General features: G+C 42.4%; 16 protein-coding genes. 6 read left to right on the top strand and 10 right to left on the bottom strand.

Translation table 11 applies throughout. The features are described 5' to 3' along the window. Positions 1–39: 39 nt before the first annotated feature. Entirely contained in the window at positions 40–1,110 is a 1,071-nt protein-coding gene (lptG, locus tag GBI66_RS14795; RefSeq protein WP_005191753.1) for an LPS export ABC transporter permease LptG, read from the bottom strand. Further along, positions 1,110–2,210 (bottom strand): LPS export ABC transporter permease LptF, encoded by a 1,101-nt coding sequence (gene lptF / locus GBI66_RS14790; RefSeq protein ID WP_005191750.1) that lies wholly within the window; start codon positions 2,208–2,210, stop codon positions 1,110–1,112. The genes lptG and lptF overlap by 1 nt, the downstream gene beginning before the upstream one ends. A 154-nt stretch (positions 2,211–2,364) precedes the next feature. Between lptF and GBI66_RS14785 the strand changes: the two genes are divergently transcribed. From GBI66_RS14785 to GBI66_RS14775, 3 genes are read left to right on the top strand one after another with little or no spacing between them, the layout of a single operon-like run. Next, the gene (locus GBI66_RS14785) at positions 2,365–3,813 is read left to right on the top strand and encodes a leucyl aminopeptidase (RefSeq protein WP_151716609.1); all 1,449 of its coding nucleotides are present in this window, start codon (positions 2,365–2,367) and stop codon (positions 3,811–3,813) included. A gap of 3 nt (positions 3,814–3,816) precedes the next feature. Further along, positions 3,817–4,224 (top strand): DNA polymerase III subunit chi, encoded by a 408-nt coding sequence (locus tag GBI66_RS14780; protein WP_005210035.1) that lies wholly within the window; start codon positions 3,817–3,819, stop codon positions 4,222–4,224. A gap of 35 nt (positions 4,225–4,259) precedes the next feature. Continuing rightward, complete coding sequence (locus GBI66_RS14775) at positions 4,260–4,886, top strand: hypothetical protein (RefSeq protein ID WP_005210033.1); 627 nt, start codon at positions 4,260–4,262, stop codon at positions 4,884–4,886. 43 nt (positions 4,887–4,929) lie between these two features. Here GBI66_RS14775 and GBI66_RS14770 read toward each other — a convergent pair whose 3' ends face one another. The 7 genes from GBI66_RS14770 to glnK form a co-directional block, all read right to left on the bottom strand. After that, a complete protein-coding gene (locus GBI66_RS14770) occupies positions 4,930–5,589 on the bottom strand; it encodes a riboflavin synthase (protein WP_004656373.1) in 660 nt (219 codons plus the stop codon). Positions 5,590–5,744: 155 nt separating this feature from the next. Then, positions 5,745–6,587 carry an MIP/aquaporin family protein gene (locus GBI66_RS14760; RefSeq protein WP_078197369.1) on the bottom strand — a complete coding sequence of 281 codons (843 nt, stop codon included), beginning with the start codon at positions 6,585–6,587 and terminating at the stop codon, positions 5,745–5,747. Positions 6,588–6,983: 396 nt separating this feature from the next. Then, the gene (locus GBI66_RS14755; RefSeq protein WP_151716608.1) at positions 6,984–8,276 is read right to left on the bottom strand and encodes a DNA adenine methylase; all 1,293 of its coding nucleotides are present in this window, start codon (positions 8,274–8,276) and stop codon (positions 6,984–6,986) included. Further along, complete coding sequence (ribD, locus tag GBI66_RS14750; RefSeq protein WP_151716607.1) at positions 8,273–9,373, bottom strand: bifunctional diaminohydroxyphosphoribosylaminopyrimidine deaminase/5-amino-6-(5-phosphoribosylamino)uracil reductase RibD; 1,101 nt, start codon at positions 9,371–9,373, stop codon at positions 8,273–8,275. Before ribD ends, GBI66_RS14755 begins: the two co-directional genes overlap by 4 nt. A gap of 12 nt (positions 9,374–9,385) precedes the next feature. Then, on the bottom strand, positions 9,386–9,850 hold the full coding sequence (gene nrdR, locus GBI66_RS14745) for a transcriptional regulator NrdR (RefSeq protein ID WP_004656377.1): 465 nt from the start codon (positions 9,848–9,850) through the stop codon (positions 9,386–9,388). A 126-nt stretch (positions 9,851–9,976) separates the two neighbouring features. Next, a complete protein-coding gene (locus GBI66_RS14740; protein ID WP_151716606.1) occupies positions 9,977–11,383 on the bottom strand; it encodes an ammonium transporter in 1,407 nt (468 codons plus the stop codon). A gap of 68 nt (positions 11,384–11,451) precedes the next feature. Next, on the bottom strand, positions 11,452–11,790 hold the full coding sequence (glnK, locus tag GBI66_RS14735; protein ID WP_004656379.1) for a P-II family nitrogen regulator: 339 nt from the start codon (positions 11,788–11,790) through the stop codon (positions 11,452–11,454). Positions 11,791–12,065: 275 nt separating this feature from the next. On the opposite strand from glnK, the gene GBI66_RS14730 reads away from it, so the two are divergent. Both GBI66_RS14730 and GBI66_RS14725 read left to right on the top strand, forming a co-directional pair. Further along, complete coding sequence (locus tag GBI66_RS14730; protein WP_004802123.1) at positions 12,066–12,293, top strand: accessory factor UbiK family protein; 228 nt, start codon at positions 12,066–12,068, stop codon at positions 12,291–12,293. Positions 12,294–12,362: 69 nt separating this feature from the next. Further along, positions 12,363–13,850, top strand: a complete 1,488-nt coding sequence (locus GBI66_RS14725; RefSeq protein WP_151716633.1) for a YifB family Mg chelatase-like AAA ATPase — start codon at positions 12,363–12,365, stop codon at positions 13,848–13,850. A gap of 42 nt (positions 13,851–13,892) precedes the next feature. On the opposite strand, the gene GBI66_RS14720 is transcribed toward GBI66_RS14725, so the two are convergent. Next, positions 13,893–14,681 carry a TorF family putative porin gene (locus tag GBI66_RS14720; protein ID WP_151716605.1) on the bottom strand — a complete coding sequence of 263 codons (789 nt, stop codon included), beginning with the start codon at positions 14,679–14,681 and terminating at the stop codon, positions 13,893–13,895. 393 nt (positions 14,682–15,074) lie between these two features. Between GBI66_RS14720 and GBI66_RS14715 the strand changes: the two genes are divergently transcribed. Beyond that, positions 15,075–15,839 (top strand): TSUP family transporter, encoded by a 765-nt coding sequence (locus GBI66_RS14715; RefSeq protein ID WP_151716632.1) that lies wholly within the window; start codon positions 15,075–15,077, stop codon positions 15,837–15,839. Positions 15,840–15,842 lie beyond the last annotated feature (3 nt).

Raw genomic sequence — 15,842 nt, 5'->3', positions numbered from 1 at the left:
TTCATCAATCCTGATGATAGAGTCTTCATATAACGTGTTTTATCGCGCCCGATACAATAAATAACTACCCACCATAAAGATCAGCACAACAGGTAGCAGCACAAACCATGCTGGAGATGGTGCGTAGACTAGACTTGCATAACCCAAGAAATCTTGTAAATAGAAAAAGCCAAGCCCTGTAAATAATGCGATCACTAAACGGAAGCCCATCGACTGCTGGCGTAATGGACCAAAAATAAAGGAGCACGCAATCAAAACCAGAGTAATCAAAGAAAATGGTGAAGTAACTTTCTGCCAAAATGCCAGTTCATAAGTTTTCGGCACCTGACTATATTCATCCATATAGCGCATGAAACTAATCAATTGGCTTGGAGATAAATCTTCAGGATCCAAGGTCACCATGTGCACGTATTTAGGTTGCAGTGCCAAACCCAGTGCTTGTTGATCGTGATCAGTTTTGATGGCATTACCCTGCGCCAGCAAATCAACTTGATGAGATTGCTCTAAAGTCCACTGTCCATCTTTGATAAACTGGCCTTTCTCAGCATTCACAAATGACTGCAAACGATAGTCCTTATCAAAATCAATCACTTGAATATTGCGAAGTTGACCTTGCGAGTTGGCATAATCAATATAAATAAAACGTTGGCCTTCACGTGACCAATAGCCTTTTACTTCCCCTAAAGCGGCAACACTACGTTGTTTTTTAATACTTTGTGCTTTTTCATTGGTATATGGAATAACCCACTCACTCAGCACGAAAGACAACACAATCAATAACAAGGCCGCACGCATCACCCAACCGACGATCCGCCAGAGGCTAATCCCGACAGAGCGCATCACAATCAATTCACTATTCGAGGCCAATGCGCCTAAACCCAACACTGAACCAATCAATGCCGCAACAGGTAGGATTTCGTATAAATAACGAGGCGCCCCCCACATCACATAGAGAAAAGCTTGCCAAGCATTATAATTAGGTTTGAGTTCACCTAATTCACCTAAATAGGTGAATAAAACTTGTAGAAAAGATAACACCAGCGTTGTTCCGAGCATGGCTAGAACCGTGGTTGTTGTCACATGTTTGGCGACTATTCGACGTGCTAACATTATAACCCCACTCGCTGAATGCTTTTCTTAAGTTTTGGCGCCAGTTTTTGTTTACGCGCAAAGATTGCTGCAGCTGCTGCATAGACAGCAAGTACCACTGGATAAGCCCAGATATCCAGTTCGTCTTTACTGATTCGGGTTTTAATGGCAATCAACAACACGATTAAACTGGCAAAGATAAAAATTGCAGGAATCAAACGATAATAACGCCCCTGACGTGGACTCACTTCTGACAATGCCACCGCCAACATCAACGCCACGATAATTACCAATGGTCCAAAAATACGCCAACCCAACTCACTTTTAAGCACCGAATCATCACGTTTCTGCCAAAGCTTTGACATGGACAATGCCCCAACATCATCACTTTCAAACTTCACATCTTTATCACTTTCTAAACGTAAACGATAAGACTGAAATTCGGCTTGCGTATATCTCGGCTGATTTGGGTAAATTTCATAGCGGCGACCTTGGACTAAATCCACCACATTCGCTGTGTCATTTTCTACTTCAACTCGTGTTGCTTCTTTTGCCAAGATCATGACATCGGGCTTGTCTTCTTGCTTGGCCTTTTGGTAGAAGAAAATATCTTTTAAATTCTTACGATCTTCTGAAAGTGATCCAGCATAAATGGTAAAAGGTCCTGAAGAAATAAACTCCTTGGGACGAACCAAGTCAAAGCCCGTGCGTACCGCTTGTGTGCTGGTCAGTTTTTCAAACTCACGCAACCCCCATGGCCCAACCCAGACCATCAAACAGGTTTGCACCACCAGATAAACCAGCGTCATCGGTAACAGCAGTCGTGCCAATTGATTCCGACTCACACCACTGCCGTTTAAAACTGCCATTTCATGATCAACATAAAGACGACCAAACACCAGCATCAAGGCAATAAAGAAACCTAAAGGAAGAATCAGCGTTAAAAACTCAGGCAAACGATAGCCGATGATGCTAAATAAAATACCTGCATCTAAACGACCTTGAGCTGCCACGCCAAAATATTTGATTAAACGACCACCCATCATAATCAGGGTTAATAAACCAATGACGACGAGAGATGTCGAAACCACTTGTTTGACGAGATAACGCCGAATAATCAAAGTAATACTTCCAAAAAGCCCAATTGAAGGTAACGCTAGTTTACCCGAATGTTAAAAATATAAAACCTATCGCTTGTTGCGGATTGCAACCTCATATCTGAAAGTGTTTAATGGACTTATCTTTATTTTTCACTCATCAGGTTCCATACAAACAATGAAATTTACCCTTCATAACGCATTCCCAACTCAGGTGTCTAGCGAATCTTTGTGGATTTTGGTTGATTCAGAACAATTACAACAGAACTTAAATACATATCAAATCAATCACCTAGAAGAAGTGCTTAACGCAACACAATTCAAAGCAGGTTTTAACGAAAGCTTAGCCTTAATTGCCAATATTCCCGTACAAGCCAATGCTCAACTGCTCGGACTTGGAAAAAGTGCCGAGTTAAAAGCGACAAAATTAGCAAAACTCGCACAAACTATTATCAAATCATCACAAAATAAATTTAAACAAATTAGTGTCGATCTTTCAGCAATCCCAACCGATTTACATTCACTGTTTGTCTTAAGCCTGACTCAAGCAGCGTATGGTTATGATGAATTTAAATCGAAAAAAAATGAATTTGTATTAGAAACAATCCATCTTGTTGCCAATCAAACCACTTTAGATGATGCACAACTGAATCTAATTCATGCAGTGCAATCAGGCCAAAACTATGCACGTGATCTTGGCAACCGTCCAGGCAATATCTGCTTCCCTGAATATTTGGCAGATCAAGCACTTGCACTTGCAGCACAATATCCAACGCTTTTAAAAGTCACGGTGCTTGATGAGCAGCAAATGGCAGACTTGGGGATGTATGCCTTCCTTGCAGTCAGCAAAGGCTCTGACCGCCCAGGCCGCATTATTACACTCGAATACAATGCTAAAGCAGATCAAGCACCTGTCGTACTTGTCGGTAAAGGTGTGACCTTTGATACAGGTGGTATTTCATTGAAACCCGGCCTCGGCATGGATGAAATGAAATTTGATATGTGCGGCGCAGCTTCTGTTCTTGGGACAATCCAAGCACTATGCGAAGCACAATTGCCAATTCATGTGGTCGGTGCGATTGCAGCTGCTGAGAATATGCCTTCTGCTCATGCTACCCGTCCAGGTGATATTGTGACCAGTATGAGCGGTCAGACCATTGAAATCCTGAATACCGATGCAGAAGGCCGTCTGGTTCTCTGTGATACCTTAACGTATATCAAGCGCTTTAATCCTGCGCTGGTGATTGATATTGCAACACTGACTGGTGCTTGTGTGGTTGCGCTTGGTAAAGTGGTGAGTGGTTTATTTACGCCAGATGACGAACTTGCCCAAGACCTACAACAGGCAGGCGAACAGTCACTAGACCGCGTATGGCGTATGCCAGTGATGGAAGAGTATCAAGAATTACTCGACTCTCCTTTTGCCGATATTGCCAACATTGGCGGCCCATATGGTGGCGCAATTACTGCAGCGTGTTTCCTCGAACGTTTCACTCGTGATTATCGTTGGGCGCATCTTGATGTCGCAGGTACAGCGTGGTTATCGGGTGCAGCTAAAGGTGCTACAGGTCGTCCAGTGCCATTACTGATGCAGTTTTTAGCCAATCGTGTTGCAACGAAAAACTAAAACATGCCACAAATCAGCTTTTATCTATTTGAGAATAGTAAAGAACGGCAAGTCGAAAGTGCTTGCCGTTTATGCCGTAAGATTCTGAATCAGCATCCACAAATTTGGTGGTATTGCGCTGATTCAGAGCAGCAAACGGAGTTAGATGAGAAACTTTGGAACTTTGATCCACTCAGCTTTATTCCACATGGCATCGATCAGCCGCATAGTCCTGTGTGTATTTCAGCGGAATTACCTCCGTCGAATGATTGGATCGTGTTTAATTTTAACAATCATGCACTTGAACAAACTCAAGATTTTCGCCACATTATCGAAATTATTGAAAATAATGAAACGGCAAAACAGATCGGGCGGGAAAAATTTAAAATGTATCGTCGTTTAGGTATTGAACCTCGAACCTTTAAATTATAAATCGGCAATAAACAGCATCATTTGAGGAGTGTCTTGTGGCATTAAATGTAGGTCAGGACTTTAAAAAACGTTGGTTAAATGCACCTGAGGCTGTCCGTCAGACCTATCAGGATGATTTAGCACGTATTTGTGATCTACTGCTACCACAAACACTGACTCAGACATGGACACAACATGAGGAAAATGCGCAGCAACTTTCTCAGCAGCGCATTGATCAAGCCTATGCCGACTTAAAAGCAGACTTGATTGAACAAGCACGTATTCGAAAACAACTGGCTTTGGAAAAGGCTCTGGAAGAGAAGCGTGCAGCTGAAGCCGCCTACGCTGCACAACTGCAAGCCGATGAAGCCCGTCAATTTGAACAACAGACTGAAAACTTACTTGCCTTACGTGGCCATATTGATCAGGAAATTGCACAGCAAACGGAACGCTATCAAAGCAACCCTGAACAGCCAAGTATCGATTATTCACAGGCTCAACGTGTTGTGATCGATGATCAGCAAATTCTGTCAGAACTGGAAAGTGTCCGTGTACGACTTGAATTAGAAGCTGAAGGTTTAATTGAGCAAGCAGTAACGGTATTTAGAGCAAAACTGCACGCCTTAGCACAAGATGAAATTGACTACATCCTGAAAAACAGTGAATTTTCAGACGAAAAATAATAAAAAAGCCCAGTTCGAACTGGGCTTTTTTATACTTCATCTTTTATTTTAAAAAACCATTTTCAGCTAAAAAAGCCATACTGATATTCGATTCAGTTTTCTGTTCCGCAGCCTTATCACCTAGCAATAAACGCTCGATATAACGTGCCAAGACATCCACTTCCAAATTGACTTTGCTTCCAACCTGCCAAGTACCAATATTGGTACGTTCTGCAGTATGTGGTATTAAATTCAAGCTTAAAATATTGCCGCGCAAATGGTTAATAGTCAGACTAATCCCATCGACAGTGACTGAACCTTTTTCGGCTAAATATTTAGCCAACTCAACAGGTGCTGTCACTTCAAAATACAGTGAACGTGCATCATGTCGGACCAAGGTAATTTCACCTAAACCATCCACATGTCCACTGACAATATGCCCACCAAAACGTGTGGTTGGCAACATTGCTTTCTCGACATTGACGGCTTGACCAACTTTCCATTGACCTAGTGTGGTACGGTTTAAACTCTCACGCGAAACGTCAGCCGCATACCAGTTTTCACCCCATTCAATCACGGTCAGGCAAATCCCGTTGGTGGCAATCGAATCCCCCAAATGTACATCAGACATATCCAAATCAGTTTGAATACGTAAACGAACGTCGCCACCTACACTTTGTAGGCTCTCAACCTTACCTAAACTTTCAATAATGCCTGTAAACATGGGAGTTTCAACCTATCTTTATTGCAGTATGTACCACTGTAAAGAAGATACCTTAAAGCAAAGAACTAGAGATAACAAGGCATGTACAGTCCAAATACAGGCAAATAAAAAGGGCAATCCGTTGACTGCCCTTCAAATTCTTGATCTGGTCTTTATTACATTTCAGACACTTGCTTTTCAGCAATTTCTTTTTCTTTTACTACAGCAGGATTGTTGACCAAGAAATAGCTAAAGAACAACTTATAACCAAGCACACCTAAACAAGCACCCACGATTGGCGCAATAATTGGGACGATAAAATAGGGAATATCACGACCACCTGTAAAAGCAACAGGTCCCCAGCCAGAGAAATAAGCCACAATTTTCGGGCCAAAATCACGGGCAGGATTCATGGCAAAGCCAGTCAATGGGCCAAAAGATGCACCAATCACTGCAACCAATAAACCGACTAAGATCGGTGCCAAAGCACCACGTGGTAAACCATTGCTATCATCACCAATCGCCATAATCAACCACAGCAATAGCATGGTGATAAACATTTCCACCATAAAGGCCTGACCAAGCGAGAGCAAATGATGTGGATAGGTTGAGAAAATTCCCGCTAGCTCTAAACTTTCTACACTGCCCCGCACCATATGATGGGTTTGCTCATAGTCCACAAATAAATTGCTATACAGACCATAAACCAGAAGTGCACCCACAGCTGCACCAGCAACTTGTGAAATGATATAGAAAGGTACTTTACGTTTTTCAAAACCAGCAAACAATGCCAAAGCGATAGTCACTGCGGGATTAAGATGTGCCCCAGAAATGCCAGCAGACAAATACACTGCCAATGCAACAGCCAAACCCCATACGATACTAATTTCCCACAAGCCTAAACTCGCTCCCGCAAGCTTAAGTGCAGCCACCACACCAATACCGAATGATAAAAAAATTGCGGTAGCAAAAAATTCAGCTACACATTGCCCCAATAAGGTGGGTTCCGAGCGACTCATAACAACCTCTCTTGGTCATCGCTGCAAATAGGCAAGACCCTAAATTAAGCTCGGCAAACTATAGTTATTTTTAGATATGGTCAATATCATTTGGTAAAAATTTGAACGATTGGTTAAAGTATTTCCAGCCTTATATTAAGTGAACATGACGATAAAAATCAAAGACAAAACTATTCCATATATTTGTTTTAAATCATTATTTATTAATTATAATTTTCTAAGCTCTAATTTAAATGTATGACTTCGCATGTATAAACCAACTCAAAATTGGTAGATATTTACTATAAAAACATAGGCTTATCTTACAAATCGATCACAACAATCTAATTAACCGATACTCAGCAAATATTGGATACAAAAACACCACTTTGTTGCCAAAATGGTGTCTTTTTTCTTTTACCAAAGTGCCAATTGAGTACTGTTACCCGTGGTATCTACACCACCCAATTCAGCGAAATGGTATAACTGTCCTAAAAGCTGCCGTAACGGTGGTCCAGACTTGGCATGGGTATCCGTAATCACAATAAACTCAAGTACGCGAGCACGTTCAGATTGGCGTTGTTTACTCACCCGATAACGTGGAACATCTTGGGTCAGCAAAGTCACTTTACCGCGCTTCAAATTGGCAGTCAGCAAGTCTTTAGGCTCAATATTCCCATCAGTCGAATAACTGGTCAAAATATAACGTGCATTAATCGTTTCCAATAACTTTTCATAGGCCTCTTTGGCATATTTAGAGGAGTTATAAGGACTTGGACGTTCTTTACGCCAAGCACGATCAATACCGCTTTTAAAACCTTTAGTATCTGGAGATGGTAAGTCGACTTGATCCCATAAAGTCAGTGCATTCAGAACATGATAGTTACTGCTATAGGCATGCTGATTATAGGGTGGATCTAGATAGGCGACATCAACCTCAAAACCACTCATTTGATTGGCAAGATGCTGTGCATCAACACACCACATTTCAGCAGCAGGACGCTTAGGATCACCAATCTCACAGAAGCGGCTCGGTGTCAGCCACAATAAAGATTCAATCCGCTCCAAGGCAGTTTGGGTACGTCCACCCCAGCCCTGATGGAAACTTTTAAAGACACCACTGGTATTACTGACGAAACTTGCTGAATACAGTAGCGGTGCCAATAAAGCACTCATCTCTACATCATTAATTGCCCCTTGCGCTTGCCAAGTCGCAATCTGCTGACGAATCGCATCAATCCGCATACCGTTACGGCGTTTGAAGAACAAACGATCACGGGCGGGATCATACACATCATCATTACGCGGACATAAATTATGCGTGACCCAGCCTTTGACTTCAGGTAGCCGATTTAAATAATCAATGGCTTTCTGATAGCCACCTAACTCTTTAAAAGCAGGTGCATCAACACAAGCTAAAATGGCATTGTTCAATGCATGACTATACGGTTCCCAGTCATTGGCAATCACGCGATAACCATTCTGACGTGCTAACCGCGAAACAACCCCACTCCCCGCAAAGAAATCAGCAAAAATCGGTGGATTCTTTTTCTTGCTATTCAATGTACCTGTAATCTCAAACGCTTCTAAAATGAGGTGAAGCAGCCGACGCTTATTACCGAGATAAGGTACTAACTGATGAAAAAGATATTCGTCAGTCGTACGGGCAGCATGACGACGCTTGTGATAAACCGATGGTTCTGGATTCATATCATCTCTTGGATAGGGAGCAATCTTAGGCGAATGTCTTGCCCAAGTTGGGTTACATCGACCAACTCAAAACGGAGCTGCTCTGCCATTTTGCTAAATTCAGCATTAAACATAGCCCGAGCAGATTGACCAAGTAAAGTTGGCGCAACATAACTAATCATTTCATCAACCAATCCTTGTTGTAAAAAGGCCGTTGATAAAGTCGCACCTGCCTCAACCAAAACATCATAAATTTGATATTGTTGAGACAAAGTCTGCAATAACTGGTTTAAAGGTTGCGGTGGCAATTGTATCACGCCTAAATCAGCAAGTTCTTGACGAAATGGTGTTATCACCATCACCGTTTCAGATTGCTGTAGAATTTTTGCAGAAAGTGGTAATTGCCCTTGTCGATCTAAAACGATCCGTTTTGGTTGCACCACTGTTGTCAGATCAACGCCTTCTAATGCACGCACATTCAGTTCGCAATCATCAGCTAAAACCGTTTGAATACCAGTAATCACCGCACCCGAAATTGCCCGCCAATGTTGTACGTCTTGTCGAGCTGCTTTGCCAGTAATCCACTTTGATTCACCCGAAGCCATCGCAGTACGGCCATCCAGACTTGATGCTATCTTTAAACGTACATAAGGCAGGCCAGTTGACATAGCCTTCAAAAAACCCAAGTTGAGCGTTTTTGCACTTTCCGTACAAATTCCCGTTTCAACCTCAATGCCAGCATCTTGTAAAATCTTAACGCCTTTACCTGCGACCAGTGGATTTGGATCAGAACAGGCAATGACAACTTTTTTCACTTGAGCTTTGACCAAAGCCTCCGCACAAGGCGGTGTTCGACCGTAATGTGCACAAGGTTCTAAAGTGACATATGCAGTTGCATCTTTGGCTTTCTCAGCTGCTTGACGCAGAGCAAAAACTTCCGCATGCGGCTGACCAGCTTTAGGGTGATAGCCTTCCCCAATCAGTTGACCTTCTTTGACAATGACGCAACCGACATTTGGATTCGGCTTCGTCGAATATTGACCACGTCGAGCTAAGGCAATGGCTTGTTGCATCCAATGCTGATGTTCAGTTAAATGATCTTGGGTTAACTCAGACATGATCTCTCGAATTTAAGCTTCATTTTCACGTTGTTGCATTTGCTCAATTTGATGGCGAAATGCTTCTACATCTTGGAAATCTTGGTACACAGAAGCAAATCGAACATAGGCGACATGATCCAAAGCAAATAATGCCTGCATCACGATTTCACCAATAGTTCTAGATTTGACATCCCGTTCGCCTAGACGGCGGATCTGCGATTGAATATCGCTAAGTACGGTTTCAATTTGTTCCTGAGTGACAGGACGTTTTTGTAAGGCATGCATTAAAGAACGGCGTAGTTTGGCCTCATCAAAAGGTTCATTTTTACCGTCTGATTTGATCACGCGAGGCATGACCACATCATAACTTTCAAAGGTGGTAAAACGCTCCCCACAAATGACACACTCACGACGACGACGAATCTGGCAGCCTTCGGCAGCCAAACGGGAGTCTATGACTTTACTATCAGCAGCGTTACAAAATGGACAATGCATAGTTGCGCGATTATTTACTCACTTTGCTTAAGTGTAGCAAAGTTTCTTCAATTGCAGAACTAGCACCCTAAAGCCATAAAAAAACAGCCCCATAAGGCTGTTTTTTTTAATCACATCTTGCACTGATTATTCGATACGTTCGCCATGTTGGCTAAGGTCAAGACCCATACGCTCATCATCAGCACTTACACGGATACCAATCACCAGATCAATTACTTTCAGGATAATGAAGGTCACAATTGCGCTATAAGCGATTGTCGCTAACACACCTTCAATTTGTACCCACAATTGACCGATAAAGGTCGGTGCAAGTGCAACATTTGCCGCTTTGATGATTTCATCACTGTAGAACACACCAGTAAGAATCGCACCAACGATACCACCAACAGCATGTAAACCAAACGCATCCAGAGCATCATCCGCTTTAAGCAGGCGTTTCAGTGCAGTAATCCCCCAGAAGCACACCACACCACCAATTAAGCCCATGACTAATGCGCCACCTACACCAACGAAACCAGCAGCAGGCGTAATCACCACTAAACCAGCAACCGCACCTGATGCACCACCAAGAACTGATGCTTTACCACGAACAAGACGTTCAACAATAAGCCATGAGAATGCAGCAGCCGCAGCAGCTACTTGAGTTACAAGAATTGCCATACTTGCACGCGCACCAGCACCTAAAGCACTACCACCGTTAAAGCCGAACCAACCTACCCAAATCAAGCTTGCGCCAATCACAGTTAAAGTTAAGTTATGCGGTGCCATAGATTCACGGCCAAGGCCTGTACGTTTCCCTAACATGTATGCTGCAACCAAACCTGCAACACCTGCGTTAATATGAACAACCGTACCACCAGCAAAATCTAATGCGCCTGCTTTGAATAACCAGCCATCAGCCGCCCATACCCAGTGAGTGATTGGTGCATAAACCAAAATTACCCATACTGCGATAAATGCCATAAATGCTGAATATTTCATACGATCAGCAATCGAACCACTGATAATCGCAACAGTGATGATCGCAAACGTCATTTGGAAAACAACAAATAAGCTTTCAGGAATTGTTCCACTTAAGGCATCAAATGCAACGCCATTCAGCATCGCCTTGCCCAAGTCGCCCACATAAGCACCTGAACCAGAGAAAGCCAATGAGTAACCGGCAATTACCCAGATTAAACTCACTAAGATCGCCGCAGAAAGGCTGAACATCATGGTGCTAAGTACGTTTTTCTTACGCACCATACCACCATAGAACAGAGCCAAACCAGGAATAGTCATCAACAGAACCAATGCTGTTGAAACAAGAACCCAAGCTGTATCACCTGTATCCACTGTTGCTACAGCAGCAGGAGCAGCCTCTTCAGGAGCTGGAGCTTCAACTGCAACGATTTCAGTTGTTGCAGCACCCGTATCAGCAACGGCTACAGTTTGTTCAGTTGTTGGTGCTGATGCAGCATCTTCTGCCCAAACCACCGCTGAACCACCTAAGAGTGCGCCAGATAGACTGAGCGCCATAAGCATTTTTTTCATTCGTGTCCCCCAACCTTATTTTGCGAGCTATTTCTCTTAATTTCTAACTCAGCAAAGTTTGTGCCAATTTAGACAGCATCTGGCCCAGTCTCACCCGTACGGATACGGATTACTTGTTCTAAATTCGTGACAAAGATTTTACCGTCACCAATTTTGCCTGTGCTTGCGACACGAGTGATTGATTCAATGACTGCGTCCACCATTTCATCACTAATTGCAATTTCAATCTTTACTTTCGGTAAGAAATCAACCACATACTCTGCACCACGATACAGTTCTGTATGACCTTTTTGACGTCCGAAACCTTTGACTTCAGTTACGGTAATCCCTTGAACACCAATCTCAGAGAGTGCTTCACGCACATCATCTAATTTAAATGGTTTTACAATTGCAGTTACAAGCTTCATGTTTGTTTTCCTTCGGCTTATTTTCACCAGTAAGGTTTTATGTTCAATTTTCATGCCAATATTTAAAGGTTGGGGGTTTTTAAATATTGAGCACAAGCTTTCTTTATAACCTATTTAGGCTTGAAGATGTAGATAGTGCATCGAAAATAAGTTTCATTTCGCTATATTGAATGAAATCAACCAGTCACTCATCCTTCTGTCCCGAAGTGTGCTAGAGGAATATAGCCAGCAGTGATACACTGAGCAGCAAATATACATAACCTATTGAGCACTTTATGATTGAGACTCTTTTACAGGCAATTTTGCAACAAGTTGACCAACCTAAAAAAGACCTAGAAAAAAACTTACGTGCGTTACTCAGTGAAAGTATCGAAAAACTAGACCTTGTCTCTAAACAAGAACTTGATCGCCAAAGAACTGCACTCAATACGGCCAATCAACGCCTCACTGAACTGCAACAGCAAATGAAAATACTTGAAGAAATCGTTCAGAATAAAAAATAAGCACCAATTCGGTGCGAACAGCACCGAAAAATGATTAAAAATAAAGCACCACAATGGAACAATAATAAGATGTCTTTTGCCAAAATCTATACTCGAGGTTTATTGGGCCTGCATGCCCCACAAATTGAAGTTGAGGTTCATATCAGTTCAGGCTTGCCCTCGTTAACAATTGTGGGGCTACCTGAAGCGGCAGTACGTGAAAGTAAAGATCGTGTTCGCTCAGCCATTATTAATAGCGGTTTTCAGTTTCCAACCAAGCGCTTAACCATCAATTTAGCCCCCGCAGATCTCCCTAAAGATGGTTCACGACTCGACCTCCCAATTGCTTTAGGTATCTTGATTGCTTCTGGACAAATCCCAGAGAATAGTACTGAAGGTTTTGAATTTATTGGGGAACTTGCACTAGATGGACATTTACGCCCGATTTCAGGTGCATTGACCATCGCTATGGCCTGCCAACAGGCACAACATCGTCTGTTACTGCCTACAGGCAATTTAGAAGAAGCCAATCAGCTTCCCAATTTTGAAGTCTATGCTGCCAATCATCTACAGGACGTATGTGCACATTTTTCGGGCAATTCTCAAATTACAGCTGCACCACAAAGATCAGATCATGGTTTAACCTCTTATCAACTTGATCTCGCAGACGTTAAAGGGCAATTACGGCCACGTCGTGCATTGGAGATTGCAGCAGCAGGTGGGCATTCGCTCTTATTTAAAGGTCCTCCCGGTACAGGTAAAACCTTACTCGCCTCTCGCCTTCCCTCCATTTTACCGCCACTCAATGCACAGGAAAATTTAGAGGTCGCCAGTATTTATTCGGTTGCCAATGCACAACATATCTTTGGGCAACGACCCTTTCGCGCACCACACCATACTGCATCTGCGATTGCCTTGGTCGGTGGTGGTTCTCAACCCAAGCCCGGCGAAATCACCTTGGCGCATTTGGGTGTTTTATTTTTGGATGAATTGCCCGAATTTGATCGCAAGGTGCTTGAGGTACTACGCCAACCACTGGAGTCCAAAGAAATTGTGATTTCTCGTGCAGCACGGCAAATGACCTTTCCTGCAAATTTTCAATTTATTGCGGCAATGAATCCCTGCCCCTGTGGTTATGCCTTTAATCAGGATAGTCGCTGCCAATGCTCTCCTGAGAGTATCCAACGCTATCAAAATCGAATTTCCGGCCCGCTGTTAGATCGGATTGATTTACATATTGAGGTTCCGCCACTCCAAGCTCAGGAACTACAAGATCGGACTCCCGCCGAAAATTCGGACAGCGTCAGACAGCGTGTCATCATGGCTTATGAAAAACAGATCCAAAGACAACACTGTTTGAATCAGGCTCTTTCACCGAAATTGCTGGAACAACATGCACTTTTAGATGACAGCTCAACCAAAATCATAGAAATGGCACAACAGCGTTTAAATCTCTCTGCCCGTGCTTACCACCGAGTCCTCCGTGTTGCCAGAACGATTGCTGATTTAGCTGAAAGCGAATGCATCAGTAGCAATCATCTGACGGAAGCATTGTCTTATCGTGGTAGTCAAAGCTAAAAAGCGACCATATAGGTCGCCTCTTTTATAGATCAGAGCACATTAGAAGGCATAACCAAGTGCTAAAACAACTTTATTCTTTTGCTTGGTTTCATCACGGGTATAGCCGCCAAAAATATAATCCAGACTCCACGTTGCGCCTGTATTACCCAAAGGATGTGATAAACCCAGTGTTGCATGACGGAAAGCAAAATCCGTTTTGGTTACATCACCAGCTTTGGCTTGATAAGCTAGATACTCATCGTCATCACCATAATAGTAGGCTGCAACTTGCGCTTTACCTGTAAAGCCACCTGCAAGTTTTGGCGCATAGGTCGCCAAGAAATAGGTATCGCCCTTATTTCCGAAGGTGACATTATTCAATAAAGTCTGCGCGGTAATGCTGAAATCTTTATAGCTCAAACCCAAGATGGTTTCATAACCTGTTGATTCCCAACCCGGATAATAGTAATAAACCGTCCCCCCGATCTGATAACCCAAATCGTCAGTGATTTTGCCTTTATAGCCTGCATAAAAATCATTTTCGAAGGATTTTTTCTCTTCCTTCACATCAGTAGGTGAAGTATTAAAATCAGCATAGGCAGCGGTTAAAGTCGAAAACCAATAGCCCAAATAGAAGCCACTGTCATGGCTATAATCCAGCCCCCCTTGAACCGCTGGTGTATCACTTTCTGGCGAGTTGGTCATGCCGCGTAAATTGTAGCTCGATACTACATTCACATTTCCTGTAACAGTGCCTGGAAATGGTAGTTTTGTTTCTTCTGCTAAACTTAAAGTTGATGTAGCAGTCAGCATTCCCAGTACAGCAGCCTTGCATGCAAATTTCATCATATTGATCTCCCCCCTATTTTTAGATACTCAATTGATTTTTAAGCTTTAAATTGCATCACAAGCTAATTAGCAATTGCTGTGCCAAATCACAAAAATAAAAAAAGACAAATAAAATCAATCACTAATAAAGATTAACTCAATGTTTTCTAAGTTTTAAGGCAAAGTATTTCTAATCATGCAACTGAAATGAGCGCCCCCTATCCTTCATAGCGCATAAAAAGCACCTTTTTAGCCAAGCAAATAATTTTTATGCATTCAAAACTTTAGTTCCTGAACAGCATAAAAAAACAGCAAGTTCAAAAGAAACGATGTTTAATAATGATCTAACAAGATTCGCATGCTGTTCCTTCAAAAGTGCGAACAACATAAAAAATTCTCAGACTGGCTAATATGATGATTAATGAAACCGTCCTACTGACTTTAGGGTTCTTTGCTTTCTGTGGCGGTCTGATTGATGCAGCCGTTGGCGGTGGTGGTTTAGTACAAATACCTGCCTTATTACATGCTTTGCCACAACACAGTATTGCGACCGTTTTTGGTACAAATAAGTTAGCTGTTTGGGCTGGAACAGCATCTTCTATTTTTAAATTTGTTCATAAAATCAATTTTGTATGGAAGCTTCTGATTCCCACAATGCTTGCAGCATTTATATTTGCATTTGTTGGAGCGATGACCACTGCCTATATCCCAAAACAATTGATGACGTATATCATTTTCTTTTTACTCATCATGATGGCCATTTATACTTTTTTAAAGAAGGACTTAGGCGCACGAAGTACTTATGTCAAATGTGGCTATAAAGAAATCTTGCTTGGAATCCTCTTTGGCGGATTGATTGGTTTTTATGATGGTGTTTTTGGACCTGGTAGCGGAAGTTTTCTGCTCTTTTTGTTTGTCAAAGTTTTTGGCTTTGATTTCCTCAATGCTTCAGCATCGGCAAAGGTTGTTAACCTTGGGACATTTAGCGCAGCACTTTTATTTTTTATCCCCACAGGTCATGTATTGTGGGCAATCGGATTAACGATCGCCGTCTGTAATATTATGGGTTCTTTAGTGGGTGTTTTTTTAGCACTACGCTATGGCAGCCAATTTATCAGATTATTTTTTCTTGTCCTTTTGGTTTTTCTGATTATCAGAATGGGGTTCTCTATATTCTAAATG

Origin of the sequence: Acinetobacter sp. TUM15071, assembly GCF_008980925.1 — a bacterium.
In the GTDB taxonomy this organism is placed as follows: Bacteria; Pseudomonadota; Gammaproteobacteria; order Pseudomonadales; family Moraxellaceae; genus Acinetobacter; species Acinetobacter dispersus.
This window is presented reverse-complemented; position numbering and strand designations above follow the sequence as displayed.